The organism is Phocaeicola oris, from assembly GCF_021295095.1.
GTDB lineage: Bacteria > Bacteroidota > Bacteroidia > Bacteroidales > Bacteroidaceae > Phocaeicola > Phocaeicola oris.
The window spans coordinates 15023-37177 of the sequence record NZ_JAJLQX010000018.1 but is presented as its reverse complement, the minus strand read 5'-3'; the positions used below and the strand labels follow the sequence as shown (position 1 = coordinate 37177).

Annotated in this window: 21 protein-coding genes; 6 read left to right on the top strand and 15 right to left on the bottom strand. The window is 41.5% G+C overall.

Features of this window, described 5'->3' with window-relative positions; all coding sequences use genetic code 11:
• Positions 1–18: 18 nt before the first annotated feature.
• The 4 genes from LO761_RS09595 to LO761_RS09580 all read right to left on the bottom strand — a co-directional run bounded on the left by LO761_RS09595 (position 19) and on the right by LO761_RS09580 (position 4064).
• Positions 19–651 (bottom strand): cytidylate kinase-like family protein, encoded by a 633-nt coding sequence (locus LO761_RS09595; RefSeq protein ID WP_272818068.1) that lies wholly within the window; start codon positions 649–651, stop codon positions 19–21.
• A 38-nt stretch (positions 652–689) separates the two neighbouring features.
• The gene (locus LO761_RS09590; protein ID WP_272818067.1) at positions 690–1265 is read right to left on the bottom strand and encodes an HD domain-containing protein; all 576 of its coding nucleotides are present in this window, start codon (positions 1263–1265) and stop codon (positions 690–692) included.
• A 208-nt stretch (positions 1266–1473) separates the two neighbouring features.
• Positions 1474–2823, bottom strand: a complete 1350-nt coding sequence (locus tag LO761_RS09585; RefSeq protein WP_272818066.1) for a TIGR00341 family protein — start codon at positions 2821–2823, stop codon at positions 1474–1476.
• 305 nt (positions 2824–3128) lie between these two features.
• Positions 3129–4064: a TIGR01212 family radical SAM protein gene (locus tag LO761_RS09580; RefSeq protein WP_272818065.1), complete on the bottom strand. Its 936-nt coding sequence runs from the start codon at positions 4062–4064 to the stop codon at positions 3129–3131.
• A gap of 78 nt (positions 4065–4142) precedes the next feature.
• Between LO761_RS09580 and LO761_RS09575 the strand changes: the two genes are divergently transcribed.
• Together LO761_RS09575 and lipA are read left to right on the top strand one after the other, a co-directional pair.
• On the top strand, positions 4143–6344 hold the full coding sequence (locus tag LO761_RS09575) for a S9 family peptidase (protein WP_272818064.1): 2202 nt from the start codon (positions 4143–4145) through the stop codon (positions 6342–6344).
• 5 nt (positions 6345–6349) lie between these two features.
• A complete protein-coding gene (gene lipA, locus LO761_RS09570; RefSeq protein WP_272818063.1) occupies positions 6350–7213 on the top strand; it encodes a lipoyl synthase in 864 nt (287 codons plus the stop codon).
• Here lipA and LO761_RS09565 read toward each other — a convergent pair.
• Genes LO761_RS09565 through LO761_RS09555 form a run of 3 tightly spaced genes read right to left on the bottom strand, consistent with a single transcriptional unit; the run spans position 7131 to position 9570 of the window.
• Entirely contained in the window at positions 7131–7850 is a 720-nt protein-coding gene (locus tag LO761_RS09565; protein WP_272818062.1) for a respiratory nitrate reductase subunit gamma, read from the bottom strand. The genes lipA and LO761_RS09565 overlap by 83 nt on opposite strands.
• Before the next feature lie 2 nt (positions 7851–7852).
• Positions 7853–8557 carry an SAM-dependent methyltransferase gene (locus tag LO761_RS09560; RefSeq protein WP_272818061.1) on the bottom strand — a complete coding sequence of 235 codons (705 nt, stop codon included), beginning with the start codon at positions 8555–8557 and terminating at the stop codon, positions 7853–7855.
• Positions 8558–8571: 14 nt separating this feature from the next.
• Positions 8572–9570, bottom strand: coding sequence for a gliding motility protein GldB-related protein (locus LO761_RS09555; protein ID WP_272818060.1), 999 nt, complete (start codon positions 9568–9570; stop codon positions 8572–8574).
• Between the two features lie 192 nt (positions 9571–9762).
• Between LO761_RS09555 and amrB the strand changes: the two genes are divergently transcribed.
• From amrB to LO761_RS09540, 3 genes are all read left to right on the top strand, one after another.
• A complete protein-coding gene (gene amrB, locus LO761_RS09550) occupies positions 9763–11241 on the top strand; it encodes an AmmeMemoRadiSam system protein B (RefSeq protein WP_272818059.1) in 1479 nt (492 codons plus the stop codon).
• Entirely contained in the window at positions 11238–12251 is a 1014-nt protein-coding gene (amrS, locus tag LO761_RS09545) for an AmmeMemoRadiSam system radical SAM enzyme (RefSeq protein WP_272818058.1), read from the top strand. The genes amrB and amrS overlap by 4 nt, the downstream gene beginning before the upstream one ends.
• Positions 12252–12431: 180 nt before the next feature.
• The gene (locus LO761_RS09540; RefSeq protein ID WP_272818057.1) at positions 12432–13367 is read left to right on the top strand and encodes a sugar phosphate isomerase/epimerase family protein; all 936 of its coding nucleotides are present in this window, start codon (positions 12432–12434) and stop codon (positions 13365–13367) included.
• Between the two features lie 349 nt (positions 13368–13716).
• Here LO761_RS09540 and LO761_RS09535 read toward each other — a convergent pair whose 3' ends face one another.
• The 8 genes from LO761_RS09535 to LO761_RS09500 form a co-directional block, all read right to left on the bottom strand.
• The gene (locus LO761_RS09535) at positions 13717–14472 is read right to left on the bottom strand and encodes a type III pantothenate kinase (RefSeq protein ID WP_272818056.1); all 756 of its coding nucleotides are present in this window, start codon (positions 14470–14472) and stop codon (positions 13717–13719) included.
• A 3-nt stretch (positions 14473–14475) separates the two neighbouring features.
• Positions 14476–15675: a bifunctional phosphopantothenoylcysteine decarboxylase/phosphopantothenate--cysteine ligase CoaBC gene (coaBC, locus tag LO761_RS09530; protein WP_272818055.1), complete on the bottom strand. Its 1200-nt coding sequence runs from the start codon at positions 15673–15675 to the stop codon at positions 14476–14478.
• Positions 15672–16085, bottom strand: coding sequence for an aspartate 1-decarboxylase (gene panD / locus LO761_RS09525; RefSeq protein WP_272818054.1), 414 nt, complete (start codon positions 16083–16085; stop codon positions 15672–15674). The genes coaBC and panD overlap by 4 nt, the downstream gene beginning before the upstream one ends.
• Before the next feature lie 3 nt (positions 16086–16088).
• Complete coding sequence (gene panC / locus LO761_RS09520) at positions 16089–16943, bottom strand: pantoate--beta-alanine ligase (RefSeq protein WP_272818053.1); 855 nt, start codon at positions 16941–16943, stop codon at positions 16089–16091.
• Positions 16944–16968: 25 nt separating this feature from the next.
• Positions 16969–17799, bottom strand: a complete 831-nt coding sequence (gene panB / locus LO761_RS09515) for a 3-methyl-2-oxobutanoate hydroxymethyltransferase (RefSeq protein WP_272818052.1) — start codon at positions 17797–17799, stop codon at positions 16969–16971.
• A complete protein-coding gene (locus LO761_RS09510; RefSeq protein WP_272818051.1) occupies positions 17799–18638 on the bottom strand; it encodes a Rossmann-like and DUF2520 domain-containing protein in 840 nt (279 codons plus the stop codon). Before LO761_RS09510 ends, panB begins: the two co-directional genes overlap by 1 nt.
• Positions 18639–19591: 953 nt before the next feature.
• Positions 19592–21157: a type I restriction enzyme HsdR N-terminal domain-containing protein gene (locus tag LO761_RS09505; RefSeq protein WP_272818050.1), complete on the bottom strand. Its 1566-nt coding sequence runs from the start codon at positions 21155–21157 to the stop codon at positions 19592–19594.
• 10 nt (positions 21158–21167) lie between these two features.
• Positions 21168–21323 carry a hypothetical protein gene (locus LO761_RS09500; RefSeq protein WP_272818049.1) on the bottom strand — a complete coding sequence of 52 codons (156 nt, stop codon included), beginning with the start codon at positions 21321–21323 and terminating at the stop codon, positions 21168–21170.
• Positions 21324–21593: 270 nt separating this feature from the next.
• On the opposite strand from LO761_RS09500, the gene LO761_RS09495 reads away from it, so the two are divergent.
• Positions 21594–21911 carry a helix-turn-helix domain-containing protein gene (locus tag LO761_RS09495; RefSeq protein ID WP_272818048.1) on the top strand — a complete coding sequence of 106 codons (318 nt, stop codon included), beginning with the start codon at positions 21594–21596 and terminating at the stop codon, positions 21909–21911.
• Positions 21912–22155: the final 244 nt, after the last annotated feature.

The following is a 22155-nucleotide window of genomic DNA, read 5'->3' as shown; positions in this document are numbered from 1 at the left end:
AGTAAGCAGAAAAACAATCTATTTCTTCATCTCGATAAACTTCAAAATCAAATCAACAGCCTCATCCGTCGTCATATTTGCCACGTTGATAGCCAAATCATAATTACGAGTATCATAACGACTGGTCCCTGAGAATTTCTTTGTATAATTTTCACGACCTTCGTCCACTTTTTGTATAATCTTCTCAGCTTTATCACTTGAGACATTCCGTTTTTCCATAATATGTGCCAAACGTTTCTCTTTTGTACTCTGAATAAAAATCTTGACAGAGTTAGGCTCATCCCTGAAGATATAGAATCCTGAACGTCCGGCGATAACACATGATCCTTGCGCCGCAATCTCTCTTAATACCTGAGACTCTACTTTAAAGATATTCTCGGTAGTAGGCACAATAGTGTCAAGATCAAAACGTTCGCTCATATAGTAGCGGTTCACATAAGTATTGGCAACCTCATTCCACCAATTGAACTTCTCAGCCTTCAGTTTCTCGATTTCTTCTACAGAAAGATCAAACTTTTTTGTTAACGTTTCAACAATGGCCTTATCAACAAAATCAACGCCCAAACGTTTAGCCAATTCTCTACCGATGGAACCTCCACCAGAACCTATTTCACGATTAATCGTGATCACGAATTTCTTTGTAGTATCCATTTCCGTATTTTTTAAAGTTATTATATCTAAATCAACGATTATCCAAATACTTTCTTTACCAAAGAATCAAATTCCTGATAGGCCTCTGTATCGGCCAGCTCTTTCATAGCCTCTGCCAGTGCTTTATACCTCCACGCATGCACTGCTTTATCTTTTTCATGAAACAAATTCCAAAACGATTCTCCTTGCCTGCAATAGTCCCTGGCTATGGCTCGTATATTAGACAATTTATCACCCAGCGTAACAATTTTCTCTTCCCTTCCGGCCTGATTCAGCTTTTCAATAGCTATCATCTTACGTTCTTTCCACTCAACAAAATGCCCATCGGCTGTCTCACGTATATCGGTTTCAAATCCAACCAAATCGGCCACCTTTCCTCCGAACTCACGACGAATATCTCCAATGGTTAAGTCCGTATCTTCCACCGTATCATGAAGCACTGCAGCTGCTAACAAATGTTGATCATTAGTCATCGTGGCTACTATCTCCATCGCCTCCATGGGATGAACAATGTAAGGTATAGCTTTCCCTCTGCGTTCTGTACCATGATGCGCGTTCACCGCAAAAATAATGGCTTTATCAAGCAAATCGGTATTCAGTCCTGCATTCTTCATACACTGTCTGGGGCACTAATAACTATCTTGTTTGCAATATACAAAAATAATTTAATATAAAATAGAAACCAAAATAATTCAGCAACTTTCGATTCTTACGTTCAAAGAAATACAAATACCAGAGAGCACCGAAGTCTGTCGCAATGATAATAAGTAATATAAAATAATCTGTAGAGACAATAACGAGGCACACATAACGAAAGTGTTCCTATTGCGTAACCAATAGACGTAAACTGTCGGCCCGAGCACGTTCCTTCAACCAACTACGTAAACGTTCCCGTTCTACACTTTTTAATCCTTTCCGGCAATCTATCACTGCCAAAACGTATTGTAAAGTGGCAGAAGTATCTGTTTTTGCCTCCGTTATCTGTGAAAGGCTGATACTCTTCACTTCCGGACAGACTGCTTTCACCTCTTTACGAATATCCTTCCCCAATGTAGTATAACGAGTATAGTCAGCCAATTGCGCTTCCAACGTATGAATCCGGTTGTCTTGCTCCAATAACTTGCGGTTGGTTATCTCTTTATTTGTCGCGGCCGTGTTAAGTGCTTGATTCAGTAACAACAAACTGTCTGACTGTGAACCTTGAATAACGTTTAGTTCATAGTTGTCCAACCGATACCGATTCATTAACTCACGTGCCTTACCAATAGACTCCGGTGTAATGATACGACCAACAGCAACTACATTCAACGTTTTTAACTTTTCATCCCGACTTTGGGAAATAATCTGTGTCCCCTTGAAAGAAAGTTCGTTTTTGACGAATTTTCTCGTATTATTATCCAGCACACTTTGGCGAATAATCTGAACAGTCATATAGGTTGCAGGAATCATTGTCAGCACCACGATACCGATAATATACCTCTTAACCTTTGTCAATCGTGCCGGATCTATGAATGTTTTATACTTGAAATGTAGCATCCGAACTCCCAAAAAGGTTGACAACGCAATGAATACAGTATTGATAAAAAAAAGATAAAACGCTCCGAAGAAATAAGAAAAGTTACCTACAGCCAGCCCGTAACCTGCTGTACAAAGAGGAGGCATCAATGCCGTAGCAATAGCAACTCCCGGTATCACATTTCCTTTACCCCTTGTTGACAGAGCAAGAATACCTGCCGCGCCACCACATAGGGCAATCAACATATCGTAAAGTGTGGGCGATGTTCGGGCAAGTAACTCCGATTGCGCCTCATTCAGCGGTGTAATAAAGAAATAAAGTGTAGCCGTAAGAACACTGATAACCGTTGCCACAAGATAATTTTTAATAGAACGCTTCAGTAATTCCAAATCACTGATCCCAATGGCCAGTCCCATTCCGATGATAGGACCCATCAATGGAGATATAAGCATGGCACCGATAATAACCGCCGTAGAATTAACATTCAATCCGAGTGAGGCAATAAAAATAGCAAAAACCAATACCCAAAGATTAGCGCCGTGAAAAACAACACCGCTGCTTATCTGCTTTACCGTTTCTTCTTCATTCTCTTTATCGGGCAACGCATTGAAGTAGCCCTTCACAACTTGCCACAATGTTTTCTCTTTCTGTTCCATATCATTTTTTAATGACAAAGATACTGTTTTTGTTTATTCTGTCAGAATAAAATATAAAAAATCCGTAAGCTAAGAATAGTATCAGGTGTTCGTGCATACTTTTTATTTAGGCAGTTAAAGCATTCAGCATGAACAAATAGGATGACGGTCATCTCTTCCAAAACTGATACGTATGAGTTGACAAGTTCATGCGGATGAGTTGATCGGTTCATGCGGATGAGTTGGGAGATTCATACGTATCACTTCGCCCGATGATACATATCATATTGAATGATGAGCTTATAAAAAGCAAACTTCACAAATACTCAGCAGGATAAGGGATTGAATAATCTTCCCTGAAACGTATTCCGTTGTAACAAACATTTCTTTACTTTCTCGGTGAATTCAAAGTTCTTCAGTCCCCAATCAGGGGCAATGAGAAGATATTTCGGGGACTGGGAAACAAACCGATCAAGCACTATATCTGGACGAAGCCGTTCCAGAAAATCAACCACCAACTCCACATATTCATCTGCCGCATAAAGATGAAACCGTTCAGGATGTTCGGCATATTCTTTTGCCATACAAGTACCGCGAATCAATTGCAATTGATGCAACTTCAGTAAAATAACCGGTAATCGAGATACTTCTTCTGCCTCGTCTAAAATTTGTTCACGGCTTTCACCCGGCAAGCCTAAAATAAGATGTATTCCAACAAGAATACCTTTCTCTGTAGTCCGTTGAACAGCCTCTACAGCTGTCCGATAATCATGTCCGCGATTGATTCGCTTTAATGTTTCATCATTAGTACTCTCTACTCCATATTCTACAATAAGGAAAGTACGCCTATTCAACTCTGTCAAATAATTAAGTAATTCATCCGGCATACAATCGGGGCGCGTTCCTATCACCATCCCTACCACATCATCCACAGAAAGAGCCTCCTCGTACATACGCGCCAATCTGTCAAGCTCTCCGTAGGTATTGGTATAAGCTTGGAAATAGGCCAGATACTTCATATTCGGATATTTCCGAGCAAAAAATTGTTTACCTTCTTCCAACTGTTGGGCAACTATTTTTTCTGTCTTGCAATACTCCGGATTAAAAGTCTGATTATTACAATAAGTACAACCACCATACCCCACTGTTCCATCGCGATTAGGGCAAGTAAATCCTGCGTTGATGGAAATCTTTTGGACCTTAAACGGGAACTTCTCCGCAAAGAATCCTGACAAATCATGATATCTATTCGGCGTTTGCATCTTATATTTATCGTCAAAGATAGCCTTTTTTCAAACAAATAGTTTTAACTTTGCTACATAAACATAGAAAGTTTGATTATGAAGAAGCTTAGCATATTCTTATTCGTATTTTGTTGTGTACTCACGGCAGCAGCACAACATTTTTCCATCAACGACGTAGCTAATATAACATACCGTTCAAAGAGTATTCGCAGCGTGAAAGCTTGCAATGACGGAGAGACTTATACGCAAATAAGCGGCGATTACAAACGAATCATGAAATACTCATTCAAGACAGGCAAGGAGATTGAGACTGTGTTCGATACGAGTAAAGCCCGTGAATGTACATTCAAAACATTCGATGACTATATCATGTCGCCCGATGAGAGCTTGATACTGATTCAAACACAAACGAAGCATATCTACCGTCGTTCGTTCACGGCTGTATATTACATCTACAACGTAAAGAACAATAAACTGGAACCGTTGTCGGAAGGCGGTCCTCAACAAGTACCTCTGTTCTCTCCCGACGGGACACAAATTGCATTCGTCCGCGATAATAATATCTGGCTCATCAAATTGCTCTTCGGAAATGCAGAATCGCAAGTTACAAACGACGGAAAGTATAATGAAATCATCAATGGCATCCCCGATTGGGTGTACGAAGAAGAGTTCGAGTTCAATCGTGCTTTCGATTTCTCAGCCGACAGCAAGATGATTGCTTACATCCGTTTTGACGAAAGCAAAGTTCCTATGTTCAACATTCCTTATTATAAAGGTCTGGAACCTGAACACGAACAATACAAACAATACCCGGGATTCTACTCATATAAATATCCGTTGGCAGGTGTAGATAACTCAAAGGTTACCGTTCACACTTTCGACATCAAGAGCAAAGTCGACCGTACCCTTGATGTGCCATTGGATGCCGACGGATACATTCCCCGTATCAAGTTCACTGATGATCCGGAAAAGTTAGCTGTCATGACATTGAACCGTCAACAGAATCGTTACGACTTATACTTTGCCAACCCACGCAGTACGCTATGTAAACTCATTCTGCGCGATCAAGATGAGCGTTATGTAAAAGAAGGTGTATATAATGGCATTCAGTTCTATCCCACGCACTTTGTGGTTATGAGCGAGAAAGACGGCTATAATCATCTATACTTCTACACCATAGGCGGTAATTTGGTCAAACAGATTACAAAAGGAGACTTTGTAGTCAGCGATTTCATGGGATGGGACCAAGCAAAAAACGAATTTTATTATATCAGTAATGAAGGCAGTCCGTTACGTAGTAATGTATGGAAGGTAGATGCTAAAGGAAGAAAAACGAAACTGACCAATGACGAAGGTACCAACAGTGCTATATTCAGCAAGAATATGCATTACTTCATTAACACGTTTTCCAATGCTACCACACCTCCTGTCATCACGATTAAAGACAATACAGGAAAAACACTGTCCACACTGGAAGACAACAATACGCTAAAGAATGAGTTAGCTAATCTGCCAATGCCAAAGAAAGAATTCTTCACATTCAAAACCTCGCAAGGAACAGAACTGAATGGCTGGATGATGAAACCGGTCAACTTCGACCCTAATAAAAAATATCCGGTCATTATGCATCAGTATAGCGGACCGGGATCACAACAGGTTCTCGATCAATGGTATATCGGTGCTATGGGTAATGGTGGCATCTTTGAGGCCTACATGACAGAGCATGGATTCATTTGCGCTTGTGTTGACGGACGAGGTACGGGTGGTCGGGGAGCTGACTTTGAGAAATGTACGTATATGGCTATCGGTGTAAAAGAAGCACAAGATCAGGTTGAAGCCGCAAAATATTTGCAAAGCCTCCCTTATGTTGATGGACAAAATATCGGTATCTGGGGATGGAGCTATGGTGGCTATGAAACCATCATGGCTATGAGTGAAGGAACTCCGGTGTTCAAAGCCGGTGTTGCTATTGCCGCTCCTACCGACTGGCGTTTCTACGATTCCGTGTATACAGAACGTTTTATGCGTACTCCACAGGAAAATATTGGCGGATACGATGCTTCATCTTGTATGACAAGAATCAATAAGTTGCACGGAAAGCTGTTGTTGATTCAAGGAACAGCCGACGATAATGTACACTATCAGAATGACGCAGAGTACGCTGAAGCATTGGTACAAGCTGATAAGCAATTCGATCAACAGCTCTACACCAACCGCGACCACGGCATTTATGGAGGTAATACTCGTCGTCACCTGATGACCAAAGTAACGGAGTATTTTATTAACAATTTGAAGTAACAGACATGGAACATGTTCGTAAACCTTCATGGTTGAAAATTGACATAGGTGTAAATCCACGATACGCAGCGACAAAGCAAATTGTGGAATCGCACCATCTCCATACTATATGCAGCAGTGGACTCTGTCCTAATCGCAGCGAATGCTGGGGGAACGGTACAGCCACCTTTATGATTGGCGGAAATATTTGTACCCGCTGCTGTAAATTCTGTAACACATCTACAGGTAAACCTTTACCATTGAATCCTGATGAGCCTACACACGTAGCTGAAAGCATTCGATTAATGAAACTCGACCATGCAGTGATCACTTCTGTAGACAGAGACGATTTACCTGACTTAGGTGCTGCTCATTGGGTAAAAACCATTCAGGAGATAAAACGATTGAACCCGAACACTACATTCGAAGTCCTTATTCCAGATTTTCGTGGTCGGACTGAACTGATTCAACAGGTGATAGATGCCGGACCGAATATCATATCCCACAATATGGAAACCGTACGCCGGTTATCAGATACAGTACGCAGCGTGGCCAAATACGACACCAGCCTCCAAGTATTGAAACAGATTGCAGAAAATGGTATCACAGCGAAAAGCGGTATCATGGTAGGACTCGGAGAAACTCCTGAAGAGGTAGAAGAACTGATGGACGACCTGTTGGCAATAGGCTGTTCTGTCCTTACTATCGGACAATATTTACAGCCTACACACAAGCATTACCATGTACATGAATATATTACTCCCGATCAATTCAGAAAATACCATGAAATAGGAATAGAAAAAGGCTTTAAGGCTGTGGAGAGTGCTCCTCTGGTACGGTCGTCATATCATGCGAAGAAACATGTTTGCTTTGCCAAACCAAAGCAATAGCCAGATGCAGCAACTTAAACGGATAGATAAGAAACATCATGATCCCTATCACCATGTGAAACAATATAAGCGGATGTACCTTTGCTAAATAGTACCAAGAATCCGGCTTGAAGATGACCAATCCCTGAGCCCATTGATGAATGCTCATATAATTCTTTGTTGATGAAGTGAATGATATCACCTCGCCTAACAATCCTGTGACTATCTGAACAAAAAGAAGCGCCACCAACCATTTATCTGCTGTACGCAACTGTACATTCTCATACCTGTGAGCTATTACAAGAATCAAACCAAAAAGAGCAATTACTCCACTGACAGCACCTGCAGCTAAGCTGACTTGCTCACGCACTTCATTCTTGGCAAAACTTTCATAAGCAACCTGAGGCAACAGTAATCCTATGATATGTCCCATAAATAAAAGAAAAAAGCCGAAGTAAAAAAGCCCCTTACCAAACTTGAACAACCGCCCTTCCCCATCCAAAGCAATGAAACGCATTTTTGCATAATACTGTTCATCCTTCCGCCTATAAATCAATCCACCTAATATGATTCCTACAATAAGATAAGGTAGAAAACAAAATACAAGATTCATAAGATAAGCCTCGATAGGCATCTGGTTGATGATGAACTTAAACATGATTACTTATATATAAGAAAGATACACGGTATTTTAGACAAGTCAGGGAGCTTTGCTTTCCATTCCTTTATGGTTTTAGTTTTAATAAATTCATCAGGGCGAGTGATATTAGCCGCTACACATAGATGTGTCTGCGATTTACAGACACGCGTCAGATCCTCTAACATCTTTCCGTTGCGATATGGAGTCTCTATAAAGAGCTGCGTCTGATTCTCAGTATAAGCACGCTGCTCCAAGTCCTTTATCTTCTTCGTACGCTCTCCCGGTTCAATAGGCAGATAACCATTGAAAGCAAAACTCTGTCCGTTGAATCCGGATCCCATGACCGAAAGGATGATAGATGAAGGACCAACCAACGGAATCACTTTCAAACTCTTCCGTTGAGCCATAGCCACTACATCAGCACCGGGATCAGCAATAGCCGGACAACCGGCTTCGGATATTACCCCCATCGCATTACCTGCAATCAAAGGATTGAGATAATCACCTATTGCCTTCAGATCAGTATGCTGATTGAGTTCATAAAATGTAAGGGAATCAATATCAATTCTACTGTCTACCTTCTTTAAGAAACGACGAGCAGAACGGATATTCTCGACAATAAAATATCTTATTTGAGAAATAATTTCCTTATTGAAAGTCGGCAATACACGTTCTATCGCAGTATCGCCTAAGGTAACAGGAATTAAGTATAATGCCGTTTCCATGTTAATAAGATAAATCAAAAACTAACTTTGGTATCCTGTAACATCTTTCGATAATCAGTACGCTCCATTAATTCCTTGACAGATACATTCCGATGGGAGTTCATAAACTGATCAATCAACTGATATCCTAAATAAATCCCTATACCATAAGGAGTATTTTCATCATTTATAATAGTAAAATAAGGATAATTCATATAGCTGCGGACTATCATAGGGTCGGTCGCATTCAAATGATCATGCTCCTGAACAAACTTCCAAAGTGCCCTTTTATTCTTCTTACACCACTTTTCTTCCTCTTTATTATAACCAAGCTCTTCTTCAATAGAATCATAATCCAGTGCCTTTTTTATAAGCCAATGCACCTTTCCACGATGCATAATTACATCGAGTAAAGTTCGTCCAAAATTGAATGGCAGCTCATACTGACTGAGAAGATAGTAATAAAAGAAATCGGGGACAATACGCTTCGAATCCATGAAACGACTTTGCATATCGTAGTAATAACGTTTGTAAAGTGGATAATCGATACCCATATACTTATCAAGACTAATTCCAACCAGACTGTCGCCAACCACGATCGACTGATTAAGACCGGATATTTGCGTATAGATACGAGGTATAGGAAAGAAATTTAAATCCTTACGTATGTTCAAAAAACCTTTAGATAGTTCCTTTTCTATTCCGCTAACATCTTGATACTTATTTTCAACATCGTTCATTAATTTACGCGCTATAGTATCCGAGAAGAAAGATAATAATTCATTGTCTATCTCCGGATCACTCACATCACCGATGCCGAGCACATCCTCAATAAGTAATTTGGTAGCTTGTGGGTAATCAGTATTCATTTTCTGAAGCGAAGCGACATTGTTCATTGTCACCGATTCAAACTGCAAACGGTCATAGCGCTCTATGGTGACTTTAGAATTATTCTCATGCCCATTCGTTCTTCCACTCCAATCGCATGAAGTAAAAACAAATACAGACAATATGAGAATAAGCATCTTACGCATCCAGATTATATTTTTATTATCAAGAACCGTTACCTTGCAAAGATACGAAAAAATAAATGAATAATTTTCATCATCCAATGAAAAGTTTCATCCAATATCCGGAATTGAGCATAGAAAAAGCCAAAAAGCAATAACTATGTTAAATCCCAAAAAATAAAACTATCTGTTTCTAAAAATGATTAAATTAGGACGATGAATAAACTAATTGCCATATTAATATTCCTAACTATGCTTGGATTGAATAAAATGAGCAGCCAATCGAATATTCGGCCGATGGCTGTCGCAGGTTCTTTCTACCCTACGTCAAAAAAGAATGTAGAAGCTACTTTATCTGAATACCTTAACCATTACAAAAACACAAAGACACGTGAAGACATTACTGCTATCATTGTTCCTCATGCCGGATGGATCTATTCGGGGGCAGTGGCTGCAGCAGCAGTCGCACAGATCAATCCGAAACATGTGTATGAGCATATTTTCCTAATCGGACCAAGTCATCAAATCTACTTCAACGGAGCATCTGTGAATACGGTAAACGACTATTATGCTACTCCTTTGGGCAATATAAAAGTAGCTAAGGATATCTGCTCTGCCATTGCCAAACATGCTCTTTTCACGTATAAGTTTCAAGCGCATGCCAAAGAACATTGCATAGAGGTACAACTGCCTTTACTACAATATCATTTAAAAAAGATGCCGGATATTATACCGATTATCATAAGCACACAAAACGATAACCGTATCTGTCAGATAGCCGAAGTATTGAAACCATATTTCAATAAAAAGAACCTGTTCGTTATCAGCAGCGATTTTTCTCATTATCCTTGCTATGAGGATGCGAATAAAGTGGATAAGCGCACAGAAGAAGCGATTCTATCGGGCGATATAAACAAATTCTATCAGGCTATTCAAACCAACGAACAAGGGAACTATCAAAATTTGGTAACCAGTGCTTGTGGACAGTGTGCCATCGCTACCTTATTATATATGATGAAAGATAGACCGATGAATATTCATCATTTGCTTTACAAAAATTCGGGTGATGTAGCGTATGCGGAGAAAGACAGGGTAGTGGGATATCATGCTTTCATTATCACCGACACAACCACCCAACTGTTTTCTCTGAATAATGAGGAGAGACAAACGCTGCTGAAGATTGCCCGTCAGAGCATAAAAAACAAATTGAACCAATCAGCTGAAAAACCTTATAAGGAAACTGATATTACTCCTGCGCTAAAAGAGAAATGCGGAGCGTTTGTATCACTATACATCGAAAACCAATTACGTGGGTGCATCGGGCACTTTGGAAGTAACACTCCGCTTTACGGAGTTGTTGAGGAGATGGCTCAAGAAGCAGCATTCGAAGATCCCAGATTCAATGAAGTAACCATCAATGAACTATCGGAAATAAACATAGAAATATCAGTTCTCACCCCATTAAAGAAAATTCACTCAGTGGAAGAATTTCAATATGGAAAGCAGGGCATTTATATAAAAAAAGGCTTCCGCAGCGGTACTTTCTTACCTCAAGTAGCTAACGAAGTAAACTGGACCAAGGAAGAATTTCTGGGACACTGTGCCAGAGACAAGGCGGGGATAGGATGGGACGAATGGAAAGATGCCGACCTCTATACCTACGAAGCTATTATTTTTAAGGAGAACAAAAAATGAACAACGATATAGGAAAAGAAGCAACTTATTATCACCCGACAGAACGGGGTGTACAATGCGACTTATGTCCTAATCAATGCGATTTAAAAGATAGACAATACGGATTATGTCACAGCCGAGTGAATTACCACGGAAAGCTCTACTCCGTAGTATATGGGAAACCTTGTGCCATAGCTGTCGACCCAATTGAAAAGAAGCCCTTGCTACACTTCTATCCGGGCTCCGACTGTCTTTCTGTTGCTTGCACAGGCTGTAACCTTGCATGCAAAAATTGTCAGAACTGGGAAATATCACAAGCTGATCCTACAGAAATCCGTCACATAAATGCATCCCCCGAAAAGATAATCGAACAGTGTAAAAAGCTGCAAATAAACACACTTGCCTTCACATACACCGAGCCGCTCACCTATTTCGAATATGTATACGACACCTTTGTTTTAGCAAAACAAAACAACATAAAAACAGTACTCGTATCTGCAGGTTATGTCAACAGGGAACCTATGAAGAAAATAACCACAGTACTTGACGCAGCAAATATCGACTTAAAATCGTTTAGCGATGAGCTGTATTGGAAGATAAACCGCGGACATTTGCAAACCGTTCTCAATACCTTATTAATATGTAAAGAAGCCAACGTATGGCTGGAAATAACAAATCTGCTCATTCCAAATATAAATACCAATGAAACATTGATTCGCAATATGTGTCACTGGCTTGTAGAATATGGATTTGCCGACTTCCCATTACATTTCAGCCGATTCTTTCCACAATATCAGATGGGAAATACCTTTCCAACTCCTATTCACGATATGTTGAAAGCAAAGGAAATAGCAGAAAAAGAAGGTATGCGCTATGTTTATCTCGGAAATGTAAATAAGACAGACGGAGAGAACACATACTGCGCACATTGTCATCAACTATTAATAAAGCGGAAAGGTTATAGCATTGAGAAGAATATACCGACAGATAAATGCCTGCTCTGTGGAAATAAAATTCCGGGGAGATTTTAGCCTTTCGACTTCAACAACAAATAAATGTTAATTTTATTCTTTTAGAATGACAACCTAAAAAGGATTTTATTTATCTTTGTATGAGATGAATTATGTTCCAGTAAGCTAATAAACTTTACTGCATCCAACCTACACTGTCTTTGTTAATGAATAATACATGAATCATAAAAATTACATATTATGGTAAATAGAAGAACATTTTTGAAAGGTATGTCAGCACTCGCAATGAGTGGCTTGGCAGTAAAAGCAGACGCTGCGAAGCATTTCTTCTCAGCAGATTCCATCCATGCTGTTAAAGATCAGAAACACATAGGTTTGCAGACCTATTCGTTAGCCGGCAAATTGGAAAAAGATCTTTCGACCGGAATGGATCGCATTGCAAAAATGGGTTACACCGAGTTAGAAATCTGTGGCTATAGAGGTGACACCGGAGATTTCGGCGGCTTTACTGCTCAAGAATACCGTACAGCTGCCGAGAATGCAGGCTTGAAAATTACAGGTTCTCACCTGAACCCACCTGTACGTAAATATACCCGCGAAAACCTTTCTCAAATTTCCGATTTCTGGAAAAAGGCTGTTGAAATGCACCATGAGTTAGGAGTTCGCAACATGGTTCAACCGGGCTTGCCTCAGATTGAAACAGAAGACGATGCCAAGTTGGTTGCAGAGGTTTATAACAATGCCGGTGAAATTTCTAATGTTGCCGGAATCCTTTGGGGATACCACAACCACAGCGGTGAGTTCCGTAAAGTTGCCAATGCCGGTGTTGATGCTCAAAAAGAGGGTAAGTATATCGAAGAAATCTTCTTGAAGAACACAGATCCTGAGAAAGTAATATTTGAGCTGGATTGCTATTGGGCTGTTATGGGGCAGCAGGATCCTTGCGAATGGTTGGAAGATTATTCCGGTCGTTACAAACTACTTCACATCAAAGACCGCTGGATTCTTGGCGACTCAGGTATGATGAACTTCGAAAAGATTTTCAACGTAGCTTATAAGAACGGGCTGATAGGTTTCTATGTAGAATTGGAAAGAGATCGCCGTTTCAATCGTGATCAATGGGATGGTGTTGAAGCCAGTGCCAAGTACTTGTTATCGAAAGATTTTGTCAAGTAAGATTCCAACTCAGAATAAATAGATGATAGGGTTCAGGGATCATAACGCTGAGCCCTATTTTTATATACCACTCTCTATAGACTTCTTATTAAACGAATCGGCTATCAGCTATAAGATACAACATGCGTATGAAGATAAAAAGTGATGCGGATGAGTTGATCGGTTCATGCGGATGAGTTGAATGATTCATGCGGATCACTTTATTCGGCTATATGCATCACCTTCCGCCTCCTTACGCAACGGAACAGTAACCGATTAGGATGGACTTTTAATCTGAACTAAAGAACCCCAATTTATATCTCTGTTCGGAATAAGAAAGAGCATAACGAACGAGATGTTTTTTGATTATCTATACCTCTTTAGAAGCAGCCTGATAGTCTTCATACATCGCGTAAATACCTCGCAAAATGAGGGTGTCATCCACATGCGTCGCCCGCCGACAGAAAGGTTGGACAGTTGATGCCATGCCTCCTGTAAGAATGACATTATAAGTCTCGTGGGTCTCCTCCTCGATGCGTGCCACCATACCGTCAATCATGGCTGCATGTCCCACGATAATGCCACTGCCGATACAGCCGTGGGTATTAGTAGCGACCACGTGCGTCGGTACTTCGAGCTTGTAGCCTTTAAGCTGTGCCGCCTTGTCTGTCAGCGTACGAAAGGAAGTGACAATCCCCGGACAGATGGCACCGCCCAGAAACACGCCTTGTCTGTCCATCACCGAGAATGTGGTGGCTGTGCCCAAGTCAATTACTATCAATGGTAAATCGTAATCGCGCATAGCCGCCGTAGTGTCGGCAATACGATCGGCCCCCAAAGTCGAAGGAGAATCTAATACCGTCGGAAACATTGGTTTTAGCTCACGCTTGACAAGCAAAGGCGACAAACCGGTCAACCGACGCGTAGCATCAATCATCGCGGTCGTCTCAAGTGGGACAACGGAGGAGACTGCCACTGCTTCTACCTGCCGTTCACCCATAAATACTTTCAGGTTGTCTATATAGGCTTGAGCGTCTCGCGCAATATGGGTACTGTCCACCACACACCCGACATCCATCAAACCTACATATACGGTACTATTGCCTATGTCTACACAGAGTATCATACTTCAAGGCTTAATGCGTAATGCCAACAAAGCGTCGAGCACCCGATGCGCCACCACCTCTTTAGACAAGAGTGGCAACTGACGCACATCGTTCTTGCTTATAAGGGTAACAACATTAGTATCTGCTCCAAAGCCCGCACCTTCCTGCTTGAGACTGTTAGCCACGATAAGGTCAAGTCCTTTACTTAGAAGCTTACGTCGCGAGTTTTCAACAAGGTTCTCAGTCTCCATAGAGAACCCACATACCTGCTGTCCATCGCGCTTTTGCTTAGCGGCACTGCCCAATATGTCAACGGTACGTTTGAGCCTCAGCTCCATATCGCCCCTCCCCTTTTTTATCTTCTCAGGGTTGTAGTCAATCGGGGTATAGTCAGCTACCGCGGCAGCCTTGACTAACAAATCACAGTTGACAAACCGTTGCAATACCTCGTCAGCCATCTCTTCTGCCGATCTCACCATAACGGTATTGATCGCCACAGGAGATATCAAAGACGTCGGACCACTGACAAGTGTCACTTCCGCTCCGCGCTCCATAGCAGCCTGTGCTATCGCATACCCCATCTTACCTGTAGAATGATTCGTAAGATAGCGCACCGGATCGATGGCCTCGCACGTAGGACCGGCAGTAACCAGCACACGCAACCCATTCATGTCTTTAGCATACGCTATGCTTTTGCGAAGATAAGCCATCAGTACTGATTCGTCAGGCAATTTCCCCACGCCCACATCAGCGCAAGCTAACCTACCCTCCTGCGGAGGTATGACTATCATTCCGTGCTGCTCAAGTCGTTTCAGGTTTTCTTGCACAATTGAATTAAGATACATGCGGGTGTTCATGGCCGGAGCAATGATAATAGGACATGTCGATGCAAGGATCAATGTGGTAAGCATATCGTCGGCAATACCGGCAGCCATTTTACCAATGATGTCTGCTGTAGCGGGAGCCACCAATACGGCATCCAACCTCTTAGCCAATGCCACATGAGTGACGTGAAACTCAAAGTTGCGATCAAAAGTGTCCACGTGACATTTGTTGCCCGTAATGGTCTCAAAAGTAATGGGAGTGATAAAATTGGTGGCGTGAGCAGTCATCACCACATGCACTTCGCACCCCTCCTTAACCAGCCAACTGGCCAAGGAAGCAATCTTATAAGCTGCTATGCTGCCGGTCACACCGAGCACAATCACCTTGCCTTTCATCATTTGTTATCGATATTTGGATTAGACTGATCACTGAAGAGTCCATGCTTCTCGTAATTGACAACCCGAGTCGTCTTATTGTTATCGTCAACAAATACCACTCTGGGATCAAAGCCCTCCAGCTCGCGATCCTCCATCATTACATAGGCCATGATAATCACCTTGTCTCCCACATTGACCAGACGAGCTGCTGCTCCGTTAAGACAGATGATGCCACTTCCACGCTCACCCATAATGACATAGGTCTCCAAGCGCTGACCATTGTTGACATCAGCCACCTGTACACGTTCATATTCACGAATACCAGCGGCATCGAGCAGAGCTTCGTCGATGGTAATGCTTCCCACATAATCGGTTTCGGCTTGCGTAACTGTGGCACGATGTATCTTCGACTTCAATAAATATGTCCACATGGCTTATTTGTCTATATTAACGATAAAATTATCTATCAAGCGCGTCTTCCCTATGTAGACAGCCATCGCAAAGAGTACTTCGTGACGAATGGTATCTATCTTCTGAATGGAGTGAAAATCAACAGCCTCCACGTAATCAATCTCAGCCAAAGGCTCCGCCTCGATGCATCTTTTCATAACTTCAACCACTTTATGTGCGTTGCGCTGACCATCAGCGACGAGTTGCTGTCCCAAACGTATGGCCTTGGACAACACCAAAGCGGCTTGACGCTCCTCTGTACTCAAATAAGTGTTACGTGAGCTAAGTGCCAAACCGTCATTTTCACGTACGATAGGGCAAGGTACTATCTCGACAGGAATGTTGAGATCAGTCACCATGCGGTGAATGACTGCCAGCTGCTGTGCATCCTTCTGGCCAAAATAAGCCCTATCGGGACGTACAATATTAAACAACTTGTTCACCACAGTACAAACACCTCTGAAATGTCCAGGGCGTGACTTGCCACAAAGTTCCGAGGTAGGTCCGATCATGTCAACAAACGAACAAAAGCCATCTGCATACATCTCCTCGGGAGCGGGATTAAAGATGAGATGGGCACCGCTGTCTTGACACAATCTCGTGTCAGCCTCTAAATCGCGGGGATAACGAGCCAAATCCTCATTGGGACCAAACTGAATTGGATTAACAAACACACTGACCACCACACGGTCGTTATCACTCACCGCACGATCAATCAAACTTTTGTGTCCGGCGTGCAGGAATCCCATGGTAGGTACCAAACCAACCGTGTACCCATCTTGACGCCATTGCTCCACAATTTCCCTTACTTTCGTTATTTCATGCACTACTTGAATCATCTTGATAAGAAATGTTTAAAAACGTTTAATATAATCCTTCTATAGCCTCGTCATCAACGGCAAAACCATGCTGCTCCTCTGGAAACTCGCAAGACTCAACAGCCTGAACATAGTCGGCCACAGCTTTACGCATGGCATCACCCACGGGAGCAAACACTTTAACAAACTTCGGAGTGAAATCTGTGCTCATACCCATCATATCCTGTGTGACAAGTACTTGTCCGTCGCACCCGTTTCCCGATCCTATTCCTATAACCGGTATATCCAGTCTTCGGGCGATGAGCGAAGCCAGTCGAACAGGTACGCATTCGAGTACTAATGAGAATGCACCAGCGTCTTGTACCGCCAGTGATTCTTCAAGCAGCAACTCGGCCTTACCCTTGGTACGACCCGCCACTCTGTATCCGCCAATGGCGTTGACCGACTGCGGAGTCAGCCCCAGATGAGCCATAACGGGAATACCCGCCTGCACCATAGCCTTAATCTGTGGGCACACTCTGTGCCCACCTTCCAACTTCACTGCGTTAACCCGACCTTCTTTCATGAGACGACCGGCATTACGCAGAGCTTCTTCTACAGAGGTCTGAAATGACATGAACGGCATATCACCCACTACCAACGCATGAGAGGTTGCGCGCGACACGGCTGCGCAGTGATGCACCATGTCATCCATCGTAACCGACACTGTGTCGGCATAACCCAGCATTACATTACCTAATGAATCGCCAACTAATATGGCATCCACTTGTCCGGCGTCGATTATCCTTGCCATAGTATAATCGTAGGCCGTAAGCATTGTCAGTTTCTTTCCTTCCCGCTTTTTCTTACGGAAAGTTAATATGGTATTCTTCGTCATTACTTTAACAATTTCAATATATTATCATAATCTCTATCAGGGTGCCTGTGCAAGGCCATATCAACCAATCGCAATGAGAGCAATCGATAAACCTCCCTGTTGTCACCCTCCAAAACTTCTAAATGGCGTGCGATAGTACTTGCGTCGCCACGCTCCATAGGTCCGGTCAAAGCAGATATACAACCCTTTTCAACAATATTCTGTATATTGCCAAGCATCAAGGGAACAAGGATCCTGTGAGCGGCCTCCTCGTCAAAACCACAGTCGGACATCAATTGTTCACTCATCTGAGCTAAGGCACAAAAAAGGTTACTGGAGATAGTAGCCGCAGCATGATACTTAGCCTTATCAACTGCCTGTATAATCCGAAGAGGGTTGTGCGTCTTGATTGTCATGGCTCTGCACAGACTCAATCCCAACTCGTCTCCCTCGGCCACCACAAACTTGCCTTCGAAAGCCTTGCTGTCATCGCGGCTTCTCACCGCACATACAGGATGGGCAGAGCATGCATAGGCTCCCAACTCATGACAGCCTTCAAAAACTGTCGAACTCAACACCCCACTGCAATGAAAGAAATATTTCCCCTTGATATCAAACAGACGGCATTGCTCCCACACGTGGGCTATCATACCATCGGGTACTGTAAAAAACACCACGTCGCTAAAGTCAACAAGCCGATGGATTTCAGCAAAGCACTCGGTATGTGTCAATCGGGATGCATAAGTGACCGACTCCAAATCTCTATCATGAAATCCGGATAGAGAAAGACCGTTGATTTGGAAATAACGCCCCAACGAAACACCGACCTTCCCTGCGCCAATTATACCAATTTTATTCATTGTGGTAATCAAAAACGATGCAAAATTAAATATTTTTTCGGAATGCCGTGTCATTTTATCGGCTTAATTCGGTTTTTATCCACAAAGCAAGTCAAACAGGAAGCACTTTCAAAGACTTCTGAATAGAAAGATGTGGTTATTTCTATGTCTACATCAATATAGAAATTGAGATGCCACCAGATTGATACACAACCTTTTGAAAGCTAATCGAAACCGGTTACTACATATATATGTAAGAACGCAGAAAGAAATATGTATGAATTCTCGTATTCATCAGAAGAATTTGCTCGTTCATGAGGGTGTGTCAAATTGCTCACATCCTCTTTTTATTTATGATAATTTATATATTGCTGTCCGGTAAAACTTATGAAGTCAAGGAATAACTCACAAAATGAGCCAAAATGTGAAGAAATAAGCCGCATTTATGGTCTAATCAGTAAGAAAAGAATGGGTAATAGGGATTTATGTAACATGCAGAAAAAGTAAGCCCCTATATCCCAATCTCCCTGCAAATACGAGATAATTAGCGACTTGCGCCGCTTGTCTACTTTTTTACCGGACAGCAATAATAATTATATTAAACCCAAATCGGTCATTAGGCATATTTCTAATGACCGATTTGGGTTTAATACTTTTAAGTCGACTTTAGTCGCTTCTTTACGACTTTTTTGTTGCAATACAGATTTGGTACAAATATGGAATAGAAATTGATAACTATCACCAGGCCCCTTAAAATGGGAAATCCGTGTAACTCGTTGAGCTACACGGATTTGGTTTCCGATAATTTTGGATTTTTATCTCAGTTTATTTCAACCTCCTCGAATCTTACTATCTCTGATAATCAACAAGTTACAGTATTGTGTCGCAATAAACAAAGTGCCTGCCAACAGATAATGCCACGTGGAGATAAATGACCATAACATGGAAGGAGGCATTTAGGAAGTTTAACATCTTTATAAAGCGCTACATTTCTCTTTTATTACTTCAGCTCCAATCAATTGATTCAACTTCGCACCAATGATTTCATCAGAATAGATAGCTTGCCAATGGTTATCAAACAAAGGCCTTTCTATATTACAACTACCAGAAGTATCAAGAGCATAAATCACAAGACGCTCCTTGTCACAAATTCCCATTAGCTTGGAACGAAGCAAACGTGCGTATGAGAGTGCTTGGCGAAATGCTTTTTGTTCTTCAACCATTGAGGACATATCTAGTTTTGCCTCTATCACTAAAGGTGCACTTTCAAAGTGAGTAGCACCTTGTGGGAAAAACACGAAATCAGGTATTGCCTTCTCTTTTCGCCCAGCTTTTAATTGAAGTTGTCTCGTCCAGTCAGAATCATTGTAACCTATTCGTTTCAATAAAGGAATGAGAATGCTTTCTTCTACATCCTTTTCAAGTCTGATTTCTCCGAAATCCACTGTTCCACCAATATATAGTTGAGGGTAGTCAGTAGTATTGCCACCCTTTCTTTTTGCTAATTTCAATAATTCAGAGTAATCTTTGGCAGATAATTCTATACCATTCACCCCTTGCAAATTCCGCCGTACAATAGGCAGTTGTGAAAAATAAGAATCATCTTTTAAATCCGAAAAACTAATTTGAGGAAGTCTAACCCCATCACGGACGGTAGTACGGCAATGATAATAATCAAAGGGGTTGAAAATACCAGTTGAATCAGCTCTCCAGATAGAATGAAGGTAACTTCGGGGTGAGGTGCAATACACGATTATCAAATCCCCCTTACGTGTCCTTTCATTACAGGCCCAAATAGAAGTTTTAGAATCTTGTTGTTTGCCTAAAGAGTCAAGAAAATCAAAATCTCCTTTACCTGATGCACCTGTCAACCATACATTAGTGGGCTGTGGTAGTTCACCTTCAACATGACTTTTGTCATCTAACAGGACCCTTGCTCCATAATCATATAGACAAGCGCAGAGTTCTGCATCCGTCAATTCATTTTCTTGTTGGAATTCATTCAGCACACCACATATATCATAATAATACATTAAGAACTCTTTGTAATCCTTTGTATGAGGAATAGCTGGCAGCTCTATTCCAAGAACGTCACAACTCCTTTGAATAATATCGAAACGTCGTGGAAGAAGAATGGGTTTGAAATAAGAGTCGCAATAATACAAATACATGGAAAGTGCATCTACAGTTGCTGCCTTTTGTCGGAATTTATCTACAGGGATGAAATAACGATCTTCTGACCAAATTATATTTTCTCCCTGCAGGTCAAATTCCTTTAGATCATAAGTCTCAACAAAAGTTTCAAAAGTGTTACGGCTGGAAGGCTCTCCATTTAAGAGATGGCGTTCTGCTATGTTAACCTCATATATAAACAAGCCATCACCAAGGTGGTGTGGATCTATGTCTTTATCCCAGTTTTTCAAAAATTCTGCAATACGTTCAACAGCTTGATAAGCATCATCAGGTTCGGGTTTGAACAAGTCTATCGCCTTTTTCCCATCGACCGATTGCTTATAGTAATTCCATAAAGTCTTATTCATTATCATGAGTTTATGATTGTTTTAAGATTATCCATTTACCAGACTTGGTTAGTTCTTTATGTCTGATAATTCCAAGAGTTGCAACTGCCTCAATGTCAATGGCAATGTCATTCCCATCGGCGTTGGCCATCGTCACAAACATCACAGCCAAAGCCTTTGCGTCCATCTTGACACTTTTGTGGTCGAGAGTCAGCCCTTCCGGCTTCGTCCGCAATGCTTCTATTCTCTTGTTCTCCTCTATCGCAAAACAAATATACGATTTTCTTCAAAAAGAAGCTTGCTTTTATGGGTGATTTATGAAAATAATGGGTGTATTTTCTAATCCATTATCCAGACTTTACAGCTTCTTTATATCTAATTAAGTTGAATGAATCTCTACCATAAAGTATCATTCATCAGATATTATTATGTATATTCGCAATATAAAAGATACATTATGACAAAATTCACGAAATCTAATTGGATGACCAGAGGATTACAAGAGAAGTTGAATATAGTAGGTGAACAGTTTCGACTGGCAAGACTTCGCAGGAACCTAACGATGGATCAGGTGGCACAGCGTGCGCAATGCAGCAGACTGACGCTTGCACGTTTGGAGAAAGGTTCTTCCACGGTCTCCTTTGGTACTGTTGCGAGAGTGCTTTATGCCCTACAACTTGAAAACGACCTCCTTGAACTCGCCAAAGATGATGTGCTTGGGCACATGATGCAAGACCTGGAAGTGAAAAACAGGAAAAGAGCTTCAAGAAAGTAGAATATGGTGGTATGATAACTGTACCAATAAGTGGATATTTATCCTATTTGCCTTCTAAAAAGACTCTGTGCAGGACATTTTTTACAAGAGAATGACACAGAGTATCTTATAAGAAATCATACCTATATGACTGATACATAGCTACTAACGCTACATAATCACGACATATTATCCCAAATAAAAAGACAAATAAAATAAGAAAAGCATAAGATATTTTTTTGTAACTTTGCCAATATATCAATAG